A 19750-nucleotide genomic window follows, 5' to 3' on the forward strand; every position below is an offset into this window, starting at 1 on the left:
CTGCTCACCGGGCTGCTGGTGATGATCGCGGGCGGGCTGGTGGTGGCCTTCGGTGCCTCGCCGTCGATGGCGCTGTGGCTGTTGATCCTGGCCACCTGGCTCATCAACCTCGGTTCCTTCGTGACCGCGACCCCGTCGTCGGACACGATCCTGGCGCGGGCCACCCCGGCGGACGCGGGTGCGGTGGCGGCCGTGCAGCCCACCTTCGGCATGACCGGTTACGCGCTGGGACCGACGATCTACATTCTGCTGCTGAACCTGTTCTTCCACCGGGAATGGGTGGCCGACGCGCGCGCCGCGGGTGAGTCGGTGCAGCAGGCGCAAAGCGGGGTGGACGCGGTCCGCAGTTCGCTGGCGACCAGTCCCGGAACCCCGAACTTCGACCCGAACCTGGTCCAGCGGCAGACGGGCCTGGCGCTGGATCTGGACTACACGAACGGTGTGCGGCTGACCATGCTCGTCGTCACCCTGCTGCCCGTGGCCGTCGCGATCCTGGCCTTCTTCGCGATGCCGCGGCGGCGCCGGGGCGGGGAAGCAGGCGCGGATCCCGGTTAGGCTGGGAAGATCGCTGCCCGGACCGTCACGCGCCTTCGACGCTTTCGGCCGCGGATCGATGCTCCGTCCGAGTCGGACGTGCCGCCGGCAGGTACGGGTGACATCGGCAGAAGGGACACGTCAGCATGATCGTCACCGGGATCACCACCCCGGACGGGAGGAGGGCGCGATGACCGCGCGTTTCCTCGCACTGTACGAAACCCCGGCGGACATCGAGGCGTTCGAGCGGCACTATCGCGAGGTCCACATCCCGCTCGGGCGCCGGTTGCCGGGGCTGCGCCGGTACACCGTCAGCCGGGACGTCCGGGCCGTCCGCGGCGACGCGCCGTACTATCTCGTCGCCGAGTTGGACTGGGACACGATGGACGACCTGCGGGCCGCGTTCGCTTCACCCGAAGGCCGCGCCACCGCCGCCGACGCGGCGCGCCTCCAGGAACTCGCCCCGATGCGCAGCATGATCTTCACCGTACGGGACACCGCGCCAGAGACCCCTCCCGGTGAGTGAGGCCTGATCGGCCCTTCACCCCGGTTCCCGGGTGAAGGGCCGATCGCGCCGGTCAGCCGAGGCAGCCCGGTACCGGGGTCGGGCTGCAGTTCGTGGGGGTGTTGTTGCGGACGTTGGTCCGGTCCAGGGTCACCGCACCACCCGCGTTGTCGATCCCGCCCGGCGCGTTGGTCGAGGCGTTGTTGTTCACGTTGCTCCTGCTGAGGAACAGCGTGCTGTTGATGTTGGCGATGCCGCCGCCCGTCCCGCCGTCGAGTGCGTCGTTGGAGTTGACGTTGGTGCCGGAAGTGGTCACCCTGCCGCCCAGGATGTTGGCGATGCCGCCGCCTCGGGCGCCGGGCGCGTGGTTCCGGTTGACGTTGCTGCCGGTGATGGCCAGCGTGCCGTCGTTGGCGATGCCGCCGCCGCCCACCGTGCCGTTCACGCCGAACGCGGTGTTGTCCGTGATCGCGGTGCGGTCGATCGTCACGGAGCCGTCGCTGGCGATCCCGCCACCGTTTCTCGTCGCGACGTTGAACGTGAACTCGCTGTTGCGGATGTCGGCGGAGGCGGAACTGAGCACACCGAGTCCTCCGGAAAAGTCGGCCCTGTTGTTCGTGACGGTGCTTCTGGTCAGGGTCAGTCTCCCGTTGAAGACCGCCAGCCCGCCGCCGAAGCTGCCCGTCGCATCGCCGTTGCGGATGGTGACCAGGTCGATGGACAGATTGGCGTTGACCGTGAAGATGCGGAACGCGACGGCGGACGGGTCGCGCTGGATCACGCTGCCGTGGCCGAGGATGGTGAGTGGCCGGTTGACCACCAGCGGGCCGGGATTGGTGTTGTCCAGGGTGTAGACACAACCCTGGGCCAGGCTGAGGGTGTCTCCCGCGGCGGCGTTGTTGACGGCGTCGATCAGTGCTCTGGCACTACACGGCACGGAGGTCGTCGCCGCCTGAGCGGGAGCAGGGAGGGCGGTGAGCGCCAGGAAGAAAGCGCCTGCTCCGATGACCTTCGCAATATTCGGGAATTTCATCGATTTTCCTTTTCGGGGATGACGGGGTAGCAGATTTTCTGCGCAGTTTTGTCCGGCCCGCACCGAAATGCGGACCCAGTTCAGTAAAACCGCGTTGCTCCCCGGTTGCAGCGCTCTCACGCGGAAGCGTGAACAGTGGCGGCTTGGTTGCGGGCAAGCGCACCGCGAGTGGACTGCACCATGCGGACTACTGCACGAAGGTGATCGGGTACCGCGAAGCGCCGCCGTCCAGCAGATGGTCGTTGCGGTCCTTCAGGAACCGGTCGAAGAACGAGGCCACCACCGCCCGGTCCGCCGCGACGGCACGGTGCGGGTCGACGGTTCCGACCGCTGAGGCCAGCGTTGCGGCCGGCACCTGGCCGGCCAGCTGCGGCAGCAGCGCCTTGGCGTCGGTGAACGACGCGTGCACGGAGTCGTCCAGCGTGACGTCGGCCTTCCAGCCGCGCTGGTGCTGCCAGAACGCGGCCCACGACGGCTCGCGGTGAACATCGCTCCCGCCGGCTGCCGAGCTGCTGCCCATCAGCAGGAACGGCCGGTCCAGCCCGTGCCGGGCGACCTCGCTCAGGCTGGTGCCGTCGGGCTTGACGGTGTACTCCATGGTGCCGTCCATGTTGACGCCGGCCTTGATCCGAGGGTCGTCGAACATCATGTTCGCCGTCGTGAACCCGCCTGCGGAGTGCCCGAACATGCCGATGCGGTTCAGGTCCATGCCCCCGGACAGCCGGGCAGGCAGGCTCGTCAGCCGGTCCAGCACCAGCTCGGTGTCGGCCTTGCGCGCGTCCATCAGCTTCGTGAAGAACGCCAGCGTGGTGCCGTTCCGGAACGACTGGGTCCAGGCCGCCATCAGCGGCCCGTTACCGACCACATGGCCGTCGGGGAACTGCACCGCCGGCGCATCCCCGGTGTGGTCGATGGTGACCACCACGAAGCCGCGCGACGCGAGGTGCTCGGCCAGCGACACGTTCCAGTCCCGCGGGTCCCCTGCGCCCGGCGAGTACAGGACGACCGGGAAGCGGCCCGGCGCCATCGCGGCGTCCTGCACCGAGTGGGTCCTGGTCGCCGCCCAGTCCACCAGGCCGGCCGGCAGCTTCAAGCGCCCTTCGACCGCGGCACCGAACGCCGCGCCCGCCGCCGCCGGAAACTGGTGCGTGAACGGCCCGCCTCCGGTGTGGACCGCCGGGTAGAAGACGCTGATCATCAGCTCGCGGTAGGGCCGGCTGGGCACCCACGGATCCGGGCGCCTGTCGTCGACGAGCCGGAAGGTCGACTCGCCGGTCGCGTAGCGGCCGTGTGGCGCTGGAAGCGTGAGCGTCAGGCCCCTCGGGGGGTTCGATGACACAGACAGCGTCGGCGTGTGCGAAGCGGCCACGACCGAAGCCGGGACCGCGGTCGAGACGGCAAGACAGGAGACGACCCCGACCAGGGAAGCGGCAACGAGACGCGAGCTGCGCATAGTGATTCCTTCGGAGGCGGCGCTGCGATGCTGGGACACATCGAGCTTCCCAACGCGCCTCCCCACGAGCCACGGTGCCGCCAGGCGTTTCACCACTCCGGAAAACCGGACCGTCACAGGGTGGACAACCCCACCCAGTGTTCAGGTCTGCCTTGCCCGGGCCGTGAGCGTGTCCGGCCTTCGGAGCGGCCGCGAGGCAGGAGGCCGGGTATCCGGGGCGGCACCCTGAACAAGGGGCGGAAGATCCCGGCGTCAGATCGTGTCGTCGAGCCAGTCGAAGATGCGCGCCACAGCCAACCGAAGAGCACCGGGGTGGCAGTGAGCGTCGCCGCCTTCCTCCTCGGTGAAGGTCAGGAGCTTCTTCGGTGCTGTGAGGTGCTGGTACAGCTTGCGCGGATCGGGCTCTTCGGTGGCGGCGTAGAACAGGTCGGCGGCTGCTTCGCAAACCAGAACGGGGCAGGAGATCTTCTCCGCGCTTCCGTCGTGGAAGTTGTAGCGGGCGTACTCGGCCACGAAGGCTCTGTCGGTCGAGGTCCCCGTGACGTAGCGGCCATGGTCGCAGGCCCAGCGCACGGTCGGGCTCTGCGCACGGGCGTCGGCGATGATCTGGTCCAGTTCCCCGTCGTCCTCGGCTGCCGCGCGCCGGACCACCTCGTCGTGCGGCAGCGGGAGGTGTGCGGTCAGGGCGGAGACGGCGTCGAAGACACCGTCGAGGGCGACGACGGCTGCGAGGCGCCGCTCATAGGCTGCCGCGCGAGGCGCCAGGTAGCCGCCGAGACTGACGCCGAGCAGCGCGATGCGGGCGGGGTCGACGCCCGGGTGCTGAGTGAGGAAGTCCAGGACGGGGCCGACGACGTTCTCCCAGTCCGGCCGGAAGACCAGCCCGTTCCGGTGGATGGCCGCGGGCTGCCCGGGGCCGTCGAAGGTCAGGACGTGGTAGCCGCGTTCCTGTCCGCCGGCGGCGCCGAAGAAGTGCAGCTCTTCGGCGGCGCCGTCGAATCCGTTGTGCATCACCAGCGTCGGCTTCAGGCCCTCGCCTGCCGCCCGATAGAAGTAGCCGTGCAATACGGCGTCCCCATAGGGGATCTCCACGGGAGTGATACCCGGGAGGTGGGCGATGGCATCACGGAAGCAGGCGACACCGCGTTGGTAGGCGTGGTCGATGCGCGGGTCATGGGGGTTGCCATGCAGGAAGAACTCGGCCGCCCGGTAGTAGGTGGAGGCCCGCAGCAGCCCGTCCCGCGCGCTGACGGGGTGGCTTGCCCGGGCTTCGGCCTCCAGGCGCTCGGCGGTGGACAGCCAGGCGTCGTGCCAGCCGTCATAGTCGCCGGAGGTGACCTGGGAGGCGGTTGCGATGACTTCACCGACGTCCGAACCGCCGTAGACGGCCAGGCCGAGATTACGCAGGGTCTCGAACCAGAACTGCTGATCGTCCTGGAACATCAGTTGCTGCATCGCATCTCCTTTTCGAGGAGGGCCTGGAAGGTGCACGGGGGCCGGCCGGTGAGGCGCTGGACGGTGTCGGTGACGCGGTCCTCCGCCCCTTCGGCGATGGCACGGTCCAGGCCGGCCAGTATTGTGGCGAACTCCCAAGGCACCTGCGTCGTGAGGCGATCGCGCATCTGCTCGTAGGACAGACGGCGATGGACCACCGGACGACCGGTGACCTCGGTGACGATCGCGGCGATGTCGTCGTAGCCGAGTGCCTCCGGTCCGGTGAGGACGAGATCGGTGTTGGGGGCTTGCTCGCCGGTCAGAGCGCGGACGGCCACGGCCGCGATGTCCTCGGCGTCGACGAAGCCGACCCGGCCGCTTTCGGTGGCGGACCAGATGATGCCCTCGTCGCGGATGCTGAGAGCGTGCGCGTGCGCGCCGGTGAAGTTCTGCATGAACCACGAGGGCCGCAGTACCGCCCACTGTTCGAACAGATCGGGCAGGGCTTCGTGCACCCTTCCCACCGCCGGGCCGCCCTCGGGGATGGCCGAGGAGCTCAGCAGTACCGCGCGGTGCACGCCGGCAATGCGGGCCTGCTGGAGGAACGGCAGCATGATGGTCGCGGGGTCGGAGTCGCCCACGGGCGGTATGAGGTAGACGCGGTCGACGCCGTCGAGGGCGGCCGGGTGGGTGGCGGGGTCGTACCAGTCGAAGGGGACCGGCTCGGCGCCGGCGACCGGGGTGGCCCGGCGGCTGGCGGCTTTGACCCGCTGCCCCGCGGCCGTCAGCTGTGCGGCGGTGCGGCTTCCGGTGGTGCCGGTGGCGCCGATGACCAGTGTGGTGCCGGTGGTGGTCATCGGCTGCTCCCGGTGAAGTCGGCGCCGGGCTGCTGGACGGCGAGGGGGTTCCAGTAGTCGCGGTAGGAGGTGATTTGTCCGTCTCGAACGGTCACAACGGCGATGTAGGTCATGTCGAAGGGAGCGCCGCTCTCCACCAAGCGGCCGACGCCGCGCATCTCGACCACGACGGTCTGCGGATCTGTGGTCTGGTGGATCCGCAGGTCGGGGAAGTCGTGCAGGTCGATGTGGTCGGGGTAGTGGCGCATGTAGGCGGCGATGGTCTCCTTGCCCTCCAGACGCCGGGGCCAGCCGTCGGGGGCGAAGGGGAACTCCGCGACGCCGTCCTCGGCCCACAGGGCGACCCACGCGGGAATGTCCTTGTCGAGCAGGAGTCGCAGGCTGTGGCGGTACAGATCCGCCGGGGCAGTCGGTGTGGACATGGGTATCCTCCCAATCAGAGAAGCCGGACCGGTGGTCCGTTTCGATGATACGGACCATGGGTCCGCTTTACAAGTGGGAGGAGCGGCATGCCCGAACGCCAGTCGTCTCGCAAGGACGCCATCCGCAACCGCGAGGCCGTGCTCGCGGCCGCCGACGCACTCTTCACCCGCCGCGAGAGTCCCGAGGACGTCACCATGGCCGACGTCGCGGCTGCGGCCGGCGTCGGCAAGGGCACGCTCTTCCGGGCCTTCGGCGATCGCGCCGGGCTGCTCCGCGCGCTGTACGAGGCACGGCTCGAACCGATCAGGCAGGCCGTCGAGACCGGCCCACCACCCCTGGGGCCCGGGACTCCGCCGCGGGATCGCGTACCCGCCCTGCTCGATGCCATCCTGTGCTTCAAACTCGACAACCGGCGCCTCGCGCTGGCCCTGGAAGAAGGCGGGACCAGCAGCCCGTACCGCGCGGAGCACTACGAGCGGTGGCACAGCCTGCTCCGAGCCGTACTGGAGCAGATCCCCGGCCTGACCGACAGCGACTTCACCGCCCATGCCCTGCTCGCCGCCACACGAGCCGACCTCGTCGAGCACCTGACCGGAGAAGAGGGCGTTCCGCGGGAAAGAATGCGGCCACGTTTGGCGAACTTCGTCACCAAGGTCCTGGCCTCCGGCCCACCGCAAGGCTTGACCGCCGAGGAGTGATCGAGGATCGGGCGAGTCCTTGATCGGCGGGGCCGCTCGCAAACGACCCTTTGCCCGAGCGAGATCAACACGGCCCCCCAGGCATCAGCACGGCCAGTGGGTCGTGCTCGGTGCCGACGAGCAGAGCCTTCACCGGCTCTCCCGCCGGGATTTCCCGTGGTACGTGGTGGGTTCTGCGCCCCTTCCGATGTCATCGCCACCGGCCCGCCGGGCAGCTATGCCCGGGGTGCGACCACGTCCTGGACTGGTTGCGCATCGGCGGGCCAGGGGTGTGCTCGGTGGCGTTCGGTCTCTGCGCCACCCACCACCGGCGACCGTGCCCACGCCAGAACCGGAGCCGAAGCAGTCGTGCCGATGGCGATGGAGCGTCGGAGGCGTCCCGCTGGAGGGCGACACCGTCAGACGTCCCGGCGGATAGCTCGGCGCAGTTGCCTAACGTCAGGGGTGTGGTGGTTGAACCGACGCTGCGGCGCGGGGCGCCAAACCCCGGGGTGTGGTCACCCTGTCCGCCGACGCAGTCTGCGGAGTGGGCGGGCCATTCGGTGGCGGTGCTGCATCAGGTCTACGCGAAGGTGATCGCCGGTCTGGAGTCGGCCGCTTACCGGCGGATCGAGCAGGCACTCGAGGGGTGCCTGACAACGGGGGAGAGGTGGCCCGCGGTGCGCGTGCCCAGGTGGTACATACCGGGTGTCGGCACTGACCAAATTCCAGCACCAACACGCGGGGGTCTGGTGGTGAGCCGAACTTACCTGTATATTTTTACCCGACCGAGTGAATCGTTTCAAAAGGTGGGCCTGGCAGCCGGGTTCCGGGCCTGCCGATGAAATGTTCAGCGCCGCTTGACCGGTGGAGAAGCGAGGTCGTGACGATGATGTCGAGCGTCCTGGTGCAGGTTCACCGTCGTGTCGTTCTCACTCGCGCAACCTCGTGGCGATGGAAGCCGGACTGAACATGAGCACGCAGCGACCGGCCACTCACAGAACTCCGCATGGACTTTTGTCCAGAGTGGAGTATTAGCTACGGCCTGCGCGGAATACCTTGTCCTGCGATGTTCCCTTATTACGGCTCGAAACCTGGACACCGGCATCCGCTTCCCCCAGCCACCCAGGTGGTACTCGTCCCAAGGGGCCATCACTAGCGCATCACCCCATACTCACGCCGCCACAACGGCACAGTGGAGCGCTTACCAACGGATTCTGTCCGAGTGACTCCTCGTCCCGTTCGCGGCGCGGCCGACTTCGGCCATTTTCGTCGGCATTTTCCGCGTGAGCTGTCGGTCGTACGTCGCCCTTGTCCGCCGGATGTCCACTTTGACAAGTGTCCTGGAGTCGCCATGAGATCATCATTCGTACTGAAACCCCTACCACGCGGCAGGCGGCCGCGGTCGCGTCGGTCCGGTCGGGTCTTCGGGCTGTCGTTACACCGGCTGCGGGCCGCCGTCGCGGGTGTGCTCTCGCTGCCTCTGTCCGCGTCGCTGTCGGCCGTCCCCTCCGCGATCGCCGAGGCGGCCGGCCTTCAGGTCGGCTCGCTCACCACCGAGCATACGGCCGATCCGCTCGGGATCGATGCCAGCCACCCGCTCCTCGGCTGGGTCATCACATCGAACGGACGGGGAGTTTCCCAGAGCGGATACGAGATACGGGTAGCCAAGGACGAGAACGGTCTGCGCAGCGGCCGGGACCCGGTGTGGGACTCGGGCATGGTGCGGTCCGGCCAGTCGTTCGATGTCCCCTACCGCGGACCTGCGCTCGCGCCGCAGACCCGGTACTACTGGCAGGTCCGCGTGTGGGACGACCACGGGCGAGCTTCCCAGTGGAGCGGTCCTGACGCATGGTTCGAGACCGCGTTCCTCGATCCCAGCCAGTTCCAGGGTAGTTGGATCGGAAGCCCCGCCTCGATGGCCGGACCCGAACTGCTGCTGCGCAAGGACTTCGCACTGGCCGGTCGGCCGATCACCAAGGCGCGCCTCTACCTTGCCAGCCCGAGCTACCCCTACGTGTCCATCAACGGGCGGCCGATCAGCGATCATGTACTCGACTCGGCTTTCACCGCGTTCGACAAGACGGTGGACTACTCCACCTACGATGTCACGCAACTGATGCGCGGTGGTTCCAACGCGATCACCCTGAGTCTCGGCAACGGCTTCTACGCCGGCGGAGCGAACGACTACCCGTCCAGCGGTCAGCCGTGGCAACCGGCCCAGCCCACGCTGAAGCTCGAACTCGAGGTCTGGGACGCCAACGGCACAGCGACCAGGGTGCTCAGCGACGCGTCGTGGAAGGTCGCCACGGGACCCACGACCGCCAACGCGCCCGACGTCGAGACGTACGACGCCCGCCTGGAGAGGACAGGGTGGACGCAGACCGGCTACGACGACAGCGGTTGGGCCGGCGACATCGTGCTGCCCGACGCGAACGCACCGGTGCCGTCCTACTCGGGTACGCCTGTCGCGAACTGGATCTGGAATACGGCGGGTGCGTCGAACGCGGCGCCGGCCGGGACGATCTATCTGCGGAAGACGTTCACGGTGACCGACCCGTCGTCGTTGTCGAGCGCGTTGTTGCGGGTCAACGGGGACGATGGCGATCAGGCTTATGTGAACGGGAAACTGGTGTCGAGTTCCCCGGGAACCGTGCTGAATTCGTGGCAGAACTCGCAGGTGACCGACATCAGGTCGTTGCTGGTTCCCGGTACGAACGTGATCGCGCTCGCGGGTATCGCGAATCACCCCGATGCGAGTGGGGTGATCGCTACGGCGCAGTTGGACTCGACGCGGATCGTGACCGACGGGACGTGGAAGGCTCTGCCCGGGCTGCCCGCGTCACCGCCCGCCGGATGGAACACGGCCGGTTTCGACGATTCGTCCTGGCCCGCCGCGACTGTGCAGGGCCCCTACGGCATGGCGCCCTGGGGCACCAACGTTCGTCTGGTGACAGGTCCGGCCGGAGTGCTGCGGGCGCAGTCGATCCCGCCGGTGAAAAAGACCGCGACCGTCAATCCGGTGAAGGTCACCGACCTGCCCGGGGTGAACGTCCCGGTGCCGTCCTACGCCGGAACTCCCGTCGCGAACTGGATCTGGAATACGGCGGGTTCGTCGAACGCGGCGCCGGCCGGGACGATCTACCTGCGGAAGACGTTCACGGTGACCGACCCGTCGTCGTTGTCGAGTGCCGTCCTGCGAGTCAACGGGGACGATGGTGATCAGGCTTATGTGAACGGGAAACTGGTGTCGACTTCATCGGGCACCGTTGACAATTCGTGGCAGAACTCGCAGGTGACCGACATCAGGTCGTTAATGGTTCCCGGTACGAACGTGATCGCGCTCGCGGGTATCGCGAATCAGCCCAATGCGAGTGGGGTGATCGCGACCGCCCAGCTGGATTCGACGCGGATCGTGACCGACGGGACGTGGAAGGCTCTGCCCGGGACGCCCGCGTCACCGCCCGCCGGATGGAACACGGCCGGTTTCGACGATTCGTCCTGGCCCGCCGCGACTGTGCAGGGCCCCTACGGCATGGCGCCCTGGGGTACCAACATCTCGACCCCGGCCGGGCCTTCGAAGGTCTACGACTTCGGGATCACCACGTCCGGCTGGGCGAGGATCACGATGCGGGGCACCGCGGGCACCCAGGTCCAGGTTATCTACTCCGAGCGTCTCAACTCCGACGGAACGGTCCAGCATGAGGGCGCCAACGCCCAGACCGACACGTACGTCCTCAAGGGAGGTGGCCCCGAGACGTACGAGCCGAAGTACGGCTGGAAGGGCTACCGGTACGTGCAGGTCTCGGTCGCGCCGGACACCGCGCTCCCCGCCATCCAGTCCGCCACGGGAGTCGTGGTCCACACGGCGCTGCCCACGTCCGGAGAGTTCACCAGTTCGGACGATCTGCTGAACCGGATGCACGTCGCGATGAAGAACACGATCCTGAACAACCAGTACTCCTACGGCAGTGACACGCCGGTCTACGAGAAGGGCGGTTGGACCAACGACAACGCCGACTACGCCACGTCGGAGATGGCCAACTTCGACGCGGAGTCGTACTACGACCACATGATGCGGAACTTCGCCGACTCGCAGGACTCGGCGGGCAACATCGGGTTCCTGGTGCCGGCGGCACCCGGCAACGACAACGTCGACCCACTGTGGGGCGGATCGTTCGTGCTGATCGAGTACGACGCGTTGCAGCGGTACAACGATCTCGCGATGATCCGGCGCGACTACCACAATCTGACCGCCTACGTGGACGACATGGCGAACCAGATCGCGTCGAGCGGCTACATCTACCAGGGAACGACGTTCGGCGACTGGGTCCCGCCGGGCAACGGCAACCCACCCTCCAGCCAGTTGCTGGGCAGCATGTTCCTCTACCAGGAGGCCGACGACCTGGCCACCATGGCGGCCGCGATCGGTGACACGTCCGGTGCGACCAAGTACCGGACACTCGCGACGACGATCCGCTCGGCCGTGAACAACGAGTTCTACGACGCCACGAGTCATCGGTATCGCGACCCGCTCGGCCTGAACTCGCACGCGCTCGGTGGGCCGAACGGACCGATCACGTCGACCGCCTACGACCAGACGGGCAACGTGTTCGGCCTTGCGTTCGGGCTCGCCCCCGACGGTGACCAGCAGGCCGTCGCCGACGGTCTCGCCGCGGACGTCGTCGCGCAGGGCAACCATCTGTCCACCGGCGCCAACGGATCGAAGTACATCCTGCCGATGCTGAGCCGGTACGGTCACGCGGAGCTGGCCTACAAGGTGGCCACCAACCCGACCGCTCCCGGTTGGGGGCAATGGTTTCTGCAATGCGGCGCCACCACGATGTGGGAGTCGTGGGAGGACTCGTCGTGCGGCACGGCCCGTTCCCGCGACCATGCCTTCATGGGAACGGTGGACGACTGGCTGTTCGAGGGTGTCGCCGGCATCCAGTCCACATCGCCCGGCTTCCGCACCTTCACAATCGATCCGTACCCGGTGGGGAACCTGACCAACGCGTCGGGCTCCGAGACCACCCCGCTGGGACGCGTGAGTTCGGACTGGACCCGCTCCGGTTCGAACTTCGACCTCACCGTCCAGATCCCGGTCGGCGCGCAGGCGTCGGTGTGCGTCCCGGCCACCAGCGCCCGGTCGGTCACGGAGAGCGGCGCTCCGATCGACGGGGCACCGGGTGTGGCAGTGGCCGGTATGCGGGGATCCTGCGTTCAGCTGCACATCGGATCAGGGACCTACAGGTTCCACTCGACGATGCCCTAGACAAGGCGATGTGACTGACCCGTCATCGCGTGTGCCGGCCAGCTCGACTGATCGCGGTCGCCCTGGCCGGCCACGCGTTGACATGGCTGGCCTACCGGCCTTTCAGCCTTCCCCGAAAAGGGCTGGAGATGACTCCTTCCGAAGCCGATCCGATGGCCGGGGCCGCATGGACTGGCTCGGGCGCCCGCCGCGACCGGCGGCGGCTCAAACGGCGAGGCAGGGGAGAGGTTCGACCGGTTTCGTGCCCGCCGCCCGCTGACCGAACTCCTGCACTGGCATCTCGAACGCCACGGTACTGCCACAGACGGCCGTCTGTTCCGAAGCCTCGCTGGGGGAGGTCCCGCCAAATCGACTCCTCCTCGTCGGTCAGCGCTGCCGTCCGCGTCTTGTCCCAGACCCGCGGGGCGCAAGGTCCGTCCCTTTTGAAGAGTGTGAAACGCCGGATGCACGTGGCCGTGTGGACAACCGTCGTGCGCTCTTGACGTTCGGGTTTCGGCGCGGTTAATGTCACCGGCACGACAGGCATAGACGAAGAGCCACTGTCAGCGGTCTTCGTCGTGCCTTTTTTGTTTGCCGATCGCTGCCAGTGCCTTCCCTCGAAAGGTGGCGATCGATGGCCTCACCTTCGATTCAGGGCACGGAGACGATCTCCTGTGCCTCCGATGTGGCGGCGTTGATCAACAGGTTGCGGCGGTTGCCGGGGAAGGCGAACCTGCTCTGGTATCTCATCCTCGGTGGCTTGTTCCTCGACGCTTACTCCAACGCTGCTCTCGGCGCCGGTTTGTCGCCGATGACGAAGGAACTGGCGCTGACCCCCGGGCAGGTCGGGCTGCTCACCGCGACCGCGCCCGCGGTGGCGATCCTGTTCAACCCGGCCAGCGGTTGGCTGGCCGCCCGGATCGGGAGGGTCAAGCCGCTGCTGCTGGCCAAGCTCATCGGTGTGATGGGTGCGCTGCTCACCGCCTATGCCGGCAGCTTCGAAACAGTCTGGGCCGGCCGAGCCCTGGTCGGTGTCGCCTACGGCACCGACTTCGCCGTGGCGATGGCCATGCTCGCCGAGTACACGCCCGCCGGCCTCAAGGGGCGGCTGAACCTGTGGCAGTGCGTCTGGTATATCGCCACCACCTCGAACCTCGCGCTGACGCTGGTCTGCTACCGGCTCGGCATCGGCACCGACATCTGGCGCTGGTCGGTCGGCTCGAGCGCGGTCATCGCCGGTGCGTTGTTCGTGCTGCAGTTGCTCTTCCTGGCGGAAAGCCCCTCGTGGCTCGCGTCCCGCGGGCGGCTGGCGGATGCCGCGCTGAGCCTGCACCGGATCTATGGGTTCGATGTCGTGCCCGGCGAGCGCGCCGAGGCACCGGCAGGGGAGCAGCGAACGATCGGGTTCCGGCAGATCGGCGTGTTGTTCCGCAAGCCGTACCTGCCGCGGACGTTGCTGTCGACGTTCATCTCGCTCACCCAGTCCATGCAGTACTTCGCGATCGGCTGGTACCTGCCGGTGATCAGCCTCGCGATCTTCGGCCAGGAGTTCGAGAAGGCCACCATCGGATCGATGGTCTTCAACGCCGCTGGGATCGTCGGTGGCGCGCTCTCGGCCTACGCGGGTCGCCGGATGGGGCTGCGGATGAGTTCCGCGGTCGGCTACGCGATGGTGTTCGTGCTGCTGCTGGCGCTCGGTCTCGGGTTCGGTGGCCTGCCCACGGTGCTCGCCTTCGCGGTGCCGTTCCTGTTCATCTTCTTCCACTCCGCGGGCCCCGGCGCCAACGGCAAGTCGATCGCGGCGCTGTCCTACCGGAGCGACATCCGCACCCTCGGTACCGGCATCACGGGCATGCTCGGCAGCTTCGGCAGCGTCATCGGCCTCTACATCTTCCCGCTGATCAAGGAGTCGCTGGGGCTCGGCCCGACGATCGCCGCGCTGTCGGTCGTCCCGCTGCTCGGGTTCGTCGTCTGCATCGTGATCAAGTGGGACCCGACGCGCAGTGGCATCGATCCCGACGGCGAGACCATCGACCTGAAGCCGGCGCCGGTGCCGGCCCCGCACTGAAGGCAGAGAAAGGCACCATGATGAGCAGTTCGCAACGAGGCGTGCTGTCGATCGACGAGGGCTCGACCGGCACCCGCGCCGCAGTGGTCACCGCGGACGGGGCGAGCGGCCCGTCGTTCTACCAGCCGATCGCCGTGGTCCACCCCGATCCGCTGCGGGTCGAACAGGACGCCGACGAGCTCTGGCGGCGCACTCTGCAGGTTGCCGGGCAGGCCGTGGCGTGGGCCTCGAACAATGGTGTCGAGATCGTCGGCGTGGCGCTGTGCACCCAGCGCGCGACCACGGTCCTGTGGGACCGGGTCACCGGGCGTCCCTTGGCCCCTGCCGTGGTCTGGCAGGACCGCCGCTACGCGGCGGAACTCGAAGCGCTGGCGGAGAAGTGGGACCCGATCCTTTTGCCGCGCACCGGGCGTCCGGTCGGCAGCCGCTCGCCGTTCCTGTGGGCCGCCCGGCAGATCAGCGAGAATCCGCAGGTCAGGGCCGCTGCTGACGCCGGGCGGCTGCTGTTCGGATCGATCGACACCTGGCTGAGCTGGAACCTCAACGGGGGTACCGCGCACGCCGTCTCCGCCACCAACGCGGCATCACTCGGCGGTTACCTGCTGCGCGAACACGCGTGGGACCCGGAATGGTTCTCGGCAGTGGGTTACCCGGCGGAGCTGGCACCGCCCCTTCTCGACGACGACGGCGACTTCGGCCAGACCCATCCCGGACTGCTCGGCATCCGGGTGCCCATCGCCGCGGCGATGGGCGACCAGCACGCATCGCTGATCGCTCTGGGAGCGCTGGAGCCGGGCCAGGGGATGTGCATGCACGGCACCGGCACGTTCGTCGGCGCGCCCACCGGGGACGAGCCTGCTGACACCGCGAACGCCGCCGACGGTGTGCTCGCGATGGTCGGCTGGCGCGCGAACGGTCGTAGCCGCTTCAGTCTGGAGGCGTACACGTCGACGACGGGCTCGGCGCTGCGCTGGCTGGTCGAGGACCTGCAGCTGTTCGACTCCGCTGAGCAGATCAGCGAACTCGCCGCAACCCACCCGCGCGACCGGGAGACCTGGTTGGTCCCCACACTGGCCGGCCTGCGGACCCCGGTGGCGGTGCCCGCGGCAAGCGCGTCCTTGACCGGGTTGACCCTGGCCACGACCCGCGCCGCCATCGCCAGGGCCGTCTTGGAGGGCATCGCCCATTCCGTGTGCGACACCGTCGACGGGCTGCTGTCCACTATGGACAGGCCGTTGGCCCGGCTGCGGGTCGGCGGCGGGCTGGCCGCCAGCGACGCGCTCCTGCAGAGCCAGGCCGACCTGACCGGGATCCCCATCGAGCGGGTGGCGGATTCGGCGACCGCGAGCCTGCGCGGCGTCGCCTACCTCGCGGGGGTGCGGCTCGGCCTGTGGGGATCGCTCGGCGAAGTGGTCGGCGCCCGCCCCACCGGCCGCACCTTCGAGCCCACGACCACCGACCACGAACGCCAGGAGTGGCGCGCTCAATGGCAGCACGTCCTCCGGAAATCACTGCCCTGAACGAAGAAGGAACATCATGATGAAACTGCCGTCCCGACGACCGAACTCGGCCGCGGCGAAGGCCACCCCCGGCGCACCGGTGACCCTGGACCGCCGGCGGGCGCTGCGGAGACTCGCCGATGCCGAATTCGACGTGCTGGTGATCGGCGGCGGGGTCACCGGCGCCTACAGCGCACTCGACGCCGTCTCCCGCGGGTTCTCCGTCGCCTTGGTGGAACGCGACGACTTCGCCTCGGGCACGTCGTCGAAGTCTTCGAAGATGGTGCACGGCGGACTGCGCTACATCGAACAAGGCAACGTGAACCTCGTCCGGCACTCGCTGCTCGAGCGGCACCGGTTCCGCCGCAACGCGCCGCACCTGGTGCAGCGACTGCCGTTCCTGTTCCCGATCCTCGAACAGGAGGGCGTTTTCGACGCCCGCATCGCGAAGGCATTCGAGGGTCTGCTGTGGACCTACGACCTGGCGGGCGGCTGGCGGATCGGGCGGTTGCACCAACGGCTCACCCCCACGGAAGTGCTGTCCCACGCGCCGACGCTGCGTGCCGACCACCTCAAGGGTGGCTTCATGTACTACGACAGCCGCGCCGACGACGCCCGCCTCACTCTCACCATCGTGCGCACCGCCGCGCACCTGGGTGCGGTGGTTGCCAACGGCGCGAAGGTCGAACGGCTGCTCAAGACGGGCGGCCGGGTGCGCGGGGCCGTGGTCAGCGCTGACGGCGAGGAGATCGACGTACGCGCCCGCGTCGTCGTGAACGCGACCGGCGTGTGGACCGACGGCCTCGACGCGATGGCCGACGACGCCCACCGCCCGCAGGTCCGCCCGGCCAAGGGCGTGCACATCGTGGTGCCCTGGTCGAAGATCCGCAACGACTGTACGGTCACGGTGCCGATCCCCGGCCGGGCCCGCCGGGCGACGTGCACCCGCTGGGGAGACGTCGTCGTTCTCGGCACCACCGACACCGACTACGACGGCTCGCCCGACGACGTGCACTGCACCCGCGAGGAAATGGAGTTCCTGCTCGACGGCGCGAACGTGGCCTTCAACGGCGGGATCAGCGCGGACGACGTGCTGGGCAGCTACGGCGGGCTGCGTCCCCTGGTGGGCGGCAAGCAGGGCGCCACCCTTGACCTGCGTCGCGACCACCACATCACGGTGGGCCGCGGTGGCATGATCACGGTGACCGGTGGCAAGCTCACCACGAGCCGCCACATGGGCGAACTCGTGGTGGACAAGGTCGCCGCCCTGCTGGACCGCAAGGCCCGCTCCCGCACTGCGAAGCTCCCGCTGCTGGGCGGCGCCGGCTACGACGCCGAAGCGACCGCGGCATCCGGCGGCACGGCCGCCCATCTCGGTGGGCGCTACGGCACTGAAGCACGCTTCGTCAGCGCGCTCATCGACGAGGACCCGTCGTTGGGCGAGCCGCTGGTGGCCGGCCAGCCACACCTGAAGGCCGAGGTCGTCTACGCGGCGCGGTGCGAGATGGCGCGCTCGGTCGACGACGTGCTTTCCCGCCGCACCCGGCTACGGCTGTTCGCCCGCGACGTCTCCACGGAAATCGCTCCGGTCGTCGGTGCGCTCCTCGGGGCAGAACTCCGGCTGAGCGCGGAAACCATCGCCGAACAAGTAAGCAGCTATCGGGCGGACGTCGCCCGCGAGAAGTCGATCCTGTTGGGAGACAAGGCATGATCAGCCGCCAGACCATCACCCATCCCTTCAACCGCGGCAACTACGTCGTCGGCGCACCGACCCCGCCCCGGTACGCGGCGCGCACCCCGGTCGGTAAGGGCGCGGCGTCGCTGCAGACCGTCGCGGTCGCGATTCCGGACGCCGTCGTCGAATCTCTGCGCGGCATCGCCGACGTGGTCCATACCGATCGCGACGAGGTCGTGCTCCGTACCCGCGACTGGTGGGCCGGATCGATGATCGGCGAGACCGCCGACCGGCCGGCCACCCCGGATGCGGTGATCGTCGAGGTCGGCTCGGTCGAGCAGATCCAGGCCGTGGCCAAGCTGTGCAACGAGCACACCCTGCCGCTCACCGTCTCCGCCGGGCGCAGCAACGTCACCGGCGCGGCCCTGCCGGTCTTCGGCGGCGTCGTGCTCGACGTCTGCGGGCTCACCGGGATCGTCTCGTTCGACGAGGACTCGCAGGTGGTCGAGGTCCGGGCCGGCATGTTCGGCGACCTCTTCGAGAAGGAACTGCAGGAGATCCACGGCGCCACCACCGGGCACTGGCCCTCCGCGTTCGCGATCTCCACCGTCGGCGGCTGGGTCGCCTGCCGCGGCGCGGGCCAGTTGTCCACCCGCTACGGCAAGATCGAGGACATGGTCGCCGGGCTCGACGTGGTTCTCGCCGACGGCACGCTGGCCACCTTCGGCGACTACCCGCGCGCGGCAACCGGGCCCGACCTGCGGCAGCTGTTCATCGGTTCGGAAGGCACCTTGGGCATCATCACCTCGGTCCGGCTGCGCACCCACCGGCTGCCCGACTACGCCAAGGCGATCGCCTACGGATTCGACTCGTTCGCCGACGGGCTGGCCGCGTGCCGGCTGATCATGCAGCGCGGCGCGACCCCGGCGGTGCTGCGACTCTACGACGAGTTGGAAAGCGGCACCCACTTCGGGCACCCGGACACGAACCTGTTGCTGATCGCCGACGAAGGCGACCCGGTGATCGTGGACGCCGGCATCGCGGTCAGCGCGGAGGTGTGCGCCAGGACCGGGACCGAGCTCGACGGCCAGGGGGTGTTCGACCGCTGGCTGGACGAGCGGATGCTGGTCGGCAAGTCCGCGGACGGGTTCACCCCCGGCCCCGGGTTCGTCGCCGACACCCTCGAAATGGCCGCGCCATGGGCGAAACTGCCCGCCATCTACGACGACGTGGTGGCCGCGATCCGCGCCGTGCCGGGCACGCTCGCGTCCTCGGCACACCAGTCGCACGCCTATACCGACGGGGCCTGCCTGTACTTCTCGCTGCGCGGCGACGTCGCCCCGGAGCAGCGGCGTCAGTGGTACCGGGCAGCGTGGGACGCGGCCAACGAAGTGCTGATCCGGCATGGTGCGGCGTTGAGCCACCACCACGGGTCCGGGCTCCTGCGCGGCCCGTACCTGGCCGAATCACTGGGCACCGGCTTCCCGGCGTTCGTGGCGGTCAAGAACGCGCTCGACCCCCGCGGCGTGCTCAACCCGGGCAAACTGGGCCTGCCCACGTCGTTCGGAACCGGCCCGCTGGACTGACTCCGGGGCGGGTACGAGAGTGACTGTCATGAGTGAACCTTCCACGCACCCGCGGCGCCCGCTGAAGCCGCTGATCACGGCGGCTTTCGCGGACGTCCCGGTGTGCGCATCGGTGGTGGGCGTGGCGCGGGTCAAGGAATTCGCCGCCGCGGCGTCGTCGGTCGGCGTCCTGGCGTCGATCCCGGTGGGCGAACTGCCGAGGGCCGTCCGGGTGCTGGTCCAGCTGAAGAAGATCGTGTTCGTCAACATCGACGCCTGCCCGGGCCTCGCTCAGGACCGGGGCGCGATCGATTTCCTGACCGGGATCGGCGCGCAGGGCGTGGTCAGCACCCGGGCCGCGCTGATCGACCGGGCCAGGGGGCTGGACATGCTGGCGATGCAGAAGGTGTTCGTCACCGACCGGTCGAACCTCAACCGCAGCCTGGAGGGGGTCGCTCGCAGCTCACCGGACCTGGTCGAGGTGATGCCCGCCCCGATCATCCCGTGGATGCCGGAGGACGCCCGCCGGATGCTGTCACCGTTCATCGCGGCCGGTTTCGTCACCGACGGGGCCGGGGTGGCTCACTCGCTGGCGATGGGTGCGGTGGCGGCGGCGACCTCGGATCCGGCGCTCTGGTCACTGACCCGGGACGGGCTGAGGGCCGGGAAATGATCAGGGACAGGCGGTTCCCGCGGAGCGGGAACCGCCTCACGGCCACGTTCGAATGTGGAGAGCCAAGAGCCATGGGTTTCGTTGTGATCGCACGGTATGT

The 19750-nt window shown here is 68.6% G+C and carries 14 protein-coding genes; 9 read left to right on the forward strand and 5 right to left on the reverse strand.

Annotation, left to right across the window (positions count from 1 at the left end; genetic code table 11):
- Nucleotides 1–555 (forward strand): MFS transporter (locus tag FNH05_RS37970; RefSeq protein WP_222426575.1); only part of this gene is annotated, 555 nt, incomplete at its 5' end.
- A 169-nt stretch (nt 556–724) separates the two neighbouring features.
- Nucleotides 725–1060 (forward strand): EthD family reductase, encoded by a 336-nt coding sequence (locus FNH05_RS11115; RefSeq protein ID WP_144587273.1) that lies wholly within the window; start codon nt 725–727, stop codon nt 1058–1060.
- A 52-nt stretch (nt 1061–1112) separates the two neighbouring features.
- Here the strand turns inward: FNH05_RS11115 and FNH05_RS11120 are convergent, their stop codons facing one another.
- From FNH05_RS11120 to FNH05_RS11140, 5 genes are all read right to left on the reverse strand, one after another.
- Complete coding sequence (locus tag FNH05_RS11120) at nt 1113–2072, reverse strand: right-handed parallel beta-helix repeat-containing protein (protein ID WP_144587274.1); 960 nt, start codon at nt 2070–2072, stop codon at nt 1113–1115.
- Between the two features lie 187 nt (nt 2073–2259).
- Nucleotides 2260–3525: an alpha/beta hydrolase family protein gene (locus tag FNH05_RS11125; protein ID WP_144587275.1), complete on the reverse strand. Its 1266-nt coding sequence runs from the start codon at nt 3523–3525 to the stop codon at nt 2260–2262.
- Between the two features lie 252 nt (nt 3526–3777).
- The gene (locus FNH05_RS11130) at nt 3778–4980 is read right to left on the reverse strand and encodes an alpha/beta hydrolase family protein (RefSeq protein WP_144587276.1); all 1203 of its coding nucleotides are present in this window, start codon (nt 4978–4980) and stop codon (nt 3778–3780) included.
- Nucleotides 4968–5816 (reverse strand): NAD(P)H-binding protein, encoded by an 849-nt coding sequence (locus tag FNH05_RS11135; RefSeq protein ID WP_144587277.1) that lies wholly within the window; start codon nt 5814–5816, stop codon nt 4968–4970. Before FNH05_RS11135 ends, FNH05_RS11130 begins: the two co-directional genes overlap by 13 nt.
- The gene (locus FNH05_RS11140) at nt 5813–6238 is read right to left on the reverse strand and encodes a nuclear transport factor 2 family protein (protein WP_144587278.1); all 426 of its coding nucleotides are present in this window, start codon (nt 6236–6238) and stop codon (nt 5813–5815) included. Before FNH05_RS11140 ends, FNH05_RS11135 begins: the two co-directional genes overlap by 4 nt.
- 87 nt (nt 6239–6325) lie before the next feature.
- On the opposite strand from FNH05_RS11140, the gene FNH05_RS11145 reads away from it, so the two are divergent.
- The 7 genes from FNH05_RS11145 (at nt 6326) to FNH05_RS11185 (ending at nt 19650) form a co-directional block, all read left to right on the forward strand.
- Nucleotides 6326–6937 (forward strand): TetR/AcrR family transcriptional regulator, encoded by a 612-nt coding sequence (locus FNH05_RS11145; protein WP_144587279.1) that lies wholly within the window; start codon nt 6326–6328, stop codon nt 6935–6937.
- Nucleotides 6938–8384: 1447 nt separating this feature from the next.
- A complete protein-coding gene (locus FNH05_RS11155; RefSeq protein ID WP_186382492.1) occupies nt 8385–12191 on the forward strand; it encodes an alpha-L-rhamnosidase in 3807 nt (1268 codons plus the stop codon).
- A gap of 613 nt (nt 12192–12804) precedes the next feature.
- Nucleotides 12805–14238, forward strand: a complete 1434-nt coding sequence (locus FNH05_RS11165) for an MFS transporter (protein ID WP_144587281.1) — start codon at nt 12805–12807, stop codon at nt 14236–14238.
- A gap of 17 nt (nt 14239–14255) precedes the next feature.
- On the forward strand, nt 14256–15758 hold the full coding sequence (locus tag FNH05_RS11170) for an FGGY family carbohydrate kinase (RefSeq protein ID WP_144587282.1): 1503 nt from the start codon (nt 14256–14258) through the stop codon (nt 15756–15758).
- 16 nt (nt 15759–15774) lie between these two features.
- On the forward strand, nt 15775–17448 hold the full coding sequence (locus tag FNH05_RS11175; protein ID WP_144587283.1) for a glycerol-3-phosphate dehydrogenase/oxidase: 1674 nt from the start codon (nt 15775–15777) through the stop codon (nt 17446–17448).
- The gene (locus tag FNH05_RS11180) at nt 17445–18998 is read left to right on the forward strand and encodes an FAD-binding oxidoreductase (protein WP_144587284.1); all 1554 of its coding nucleotides are present in this window, start codon (nt 17445–17447) and stop codon (nt 18996–18998) included. The genes FNH05_RS11175 and FNH05_RS11180 overlap by 4 nt, the downstream gene beginning before the upstream one ends.
- A 28-nt stretch (nt 18999–19026) precedes the next feature.
- On the forward strand, nt 19027–19650 hold the full coding sequence (locus FNH05_RS11185; RefSeq protein ID WP_144587285.1) for a glycerol-3-phosphate responsive antiterminator: 624 nt from the start codon (nt 19027–19029) through the stop codon (nt 19648–19650).
- The last annotated feature ends 100 nt before the right edge of the window (nt 19651–19750 follow it).

Origin of the sequence: Amycolatopsis rhizosphaerae, from assembly GCF_007713715.1 — a bacterium.
In the GTDB taxonomy this organism is placed as follows: domain Bacteria; phylum Actinomycetota; class Actinomycetes; order Mycobacteriales; family Pseudonocardiaceae; genus Amycolatopsis_E; species Amycolatopsis_E rhizosphaerae.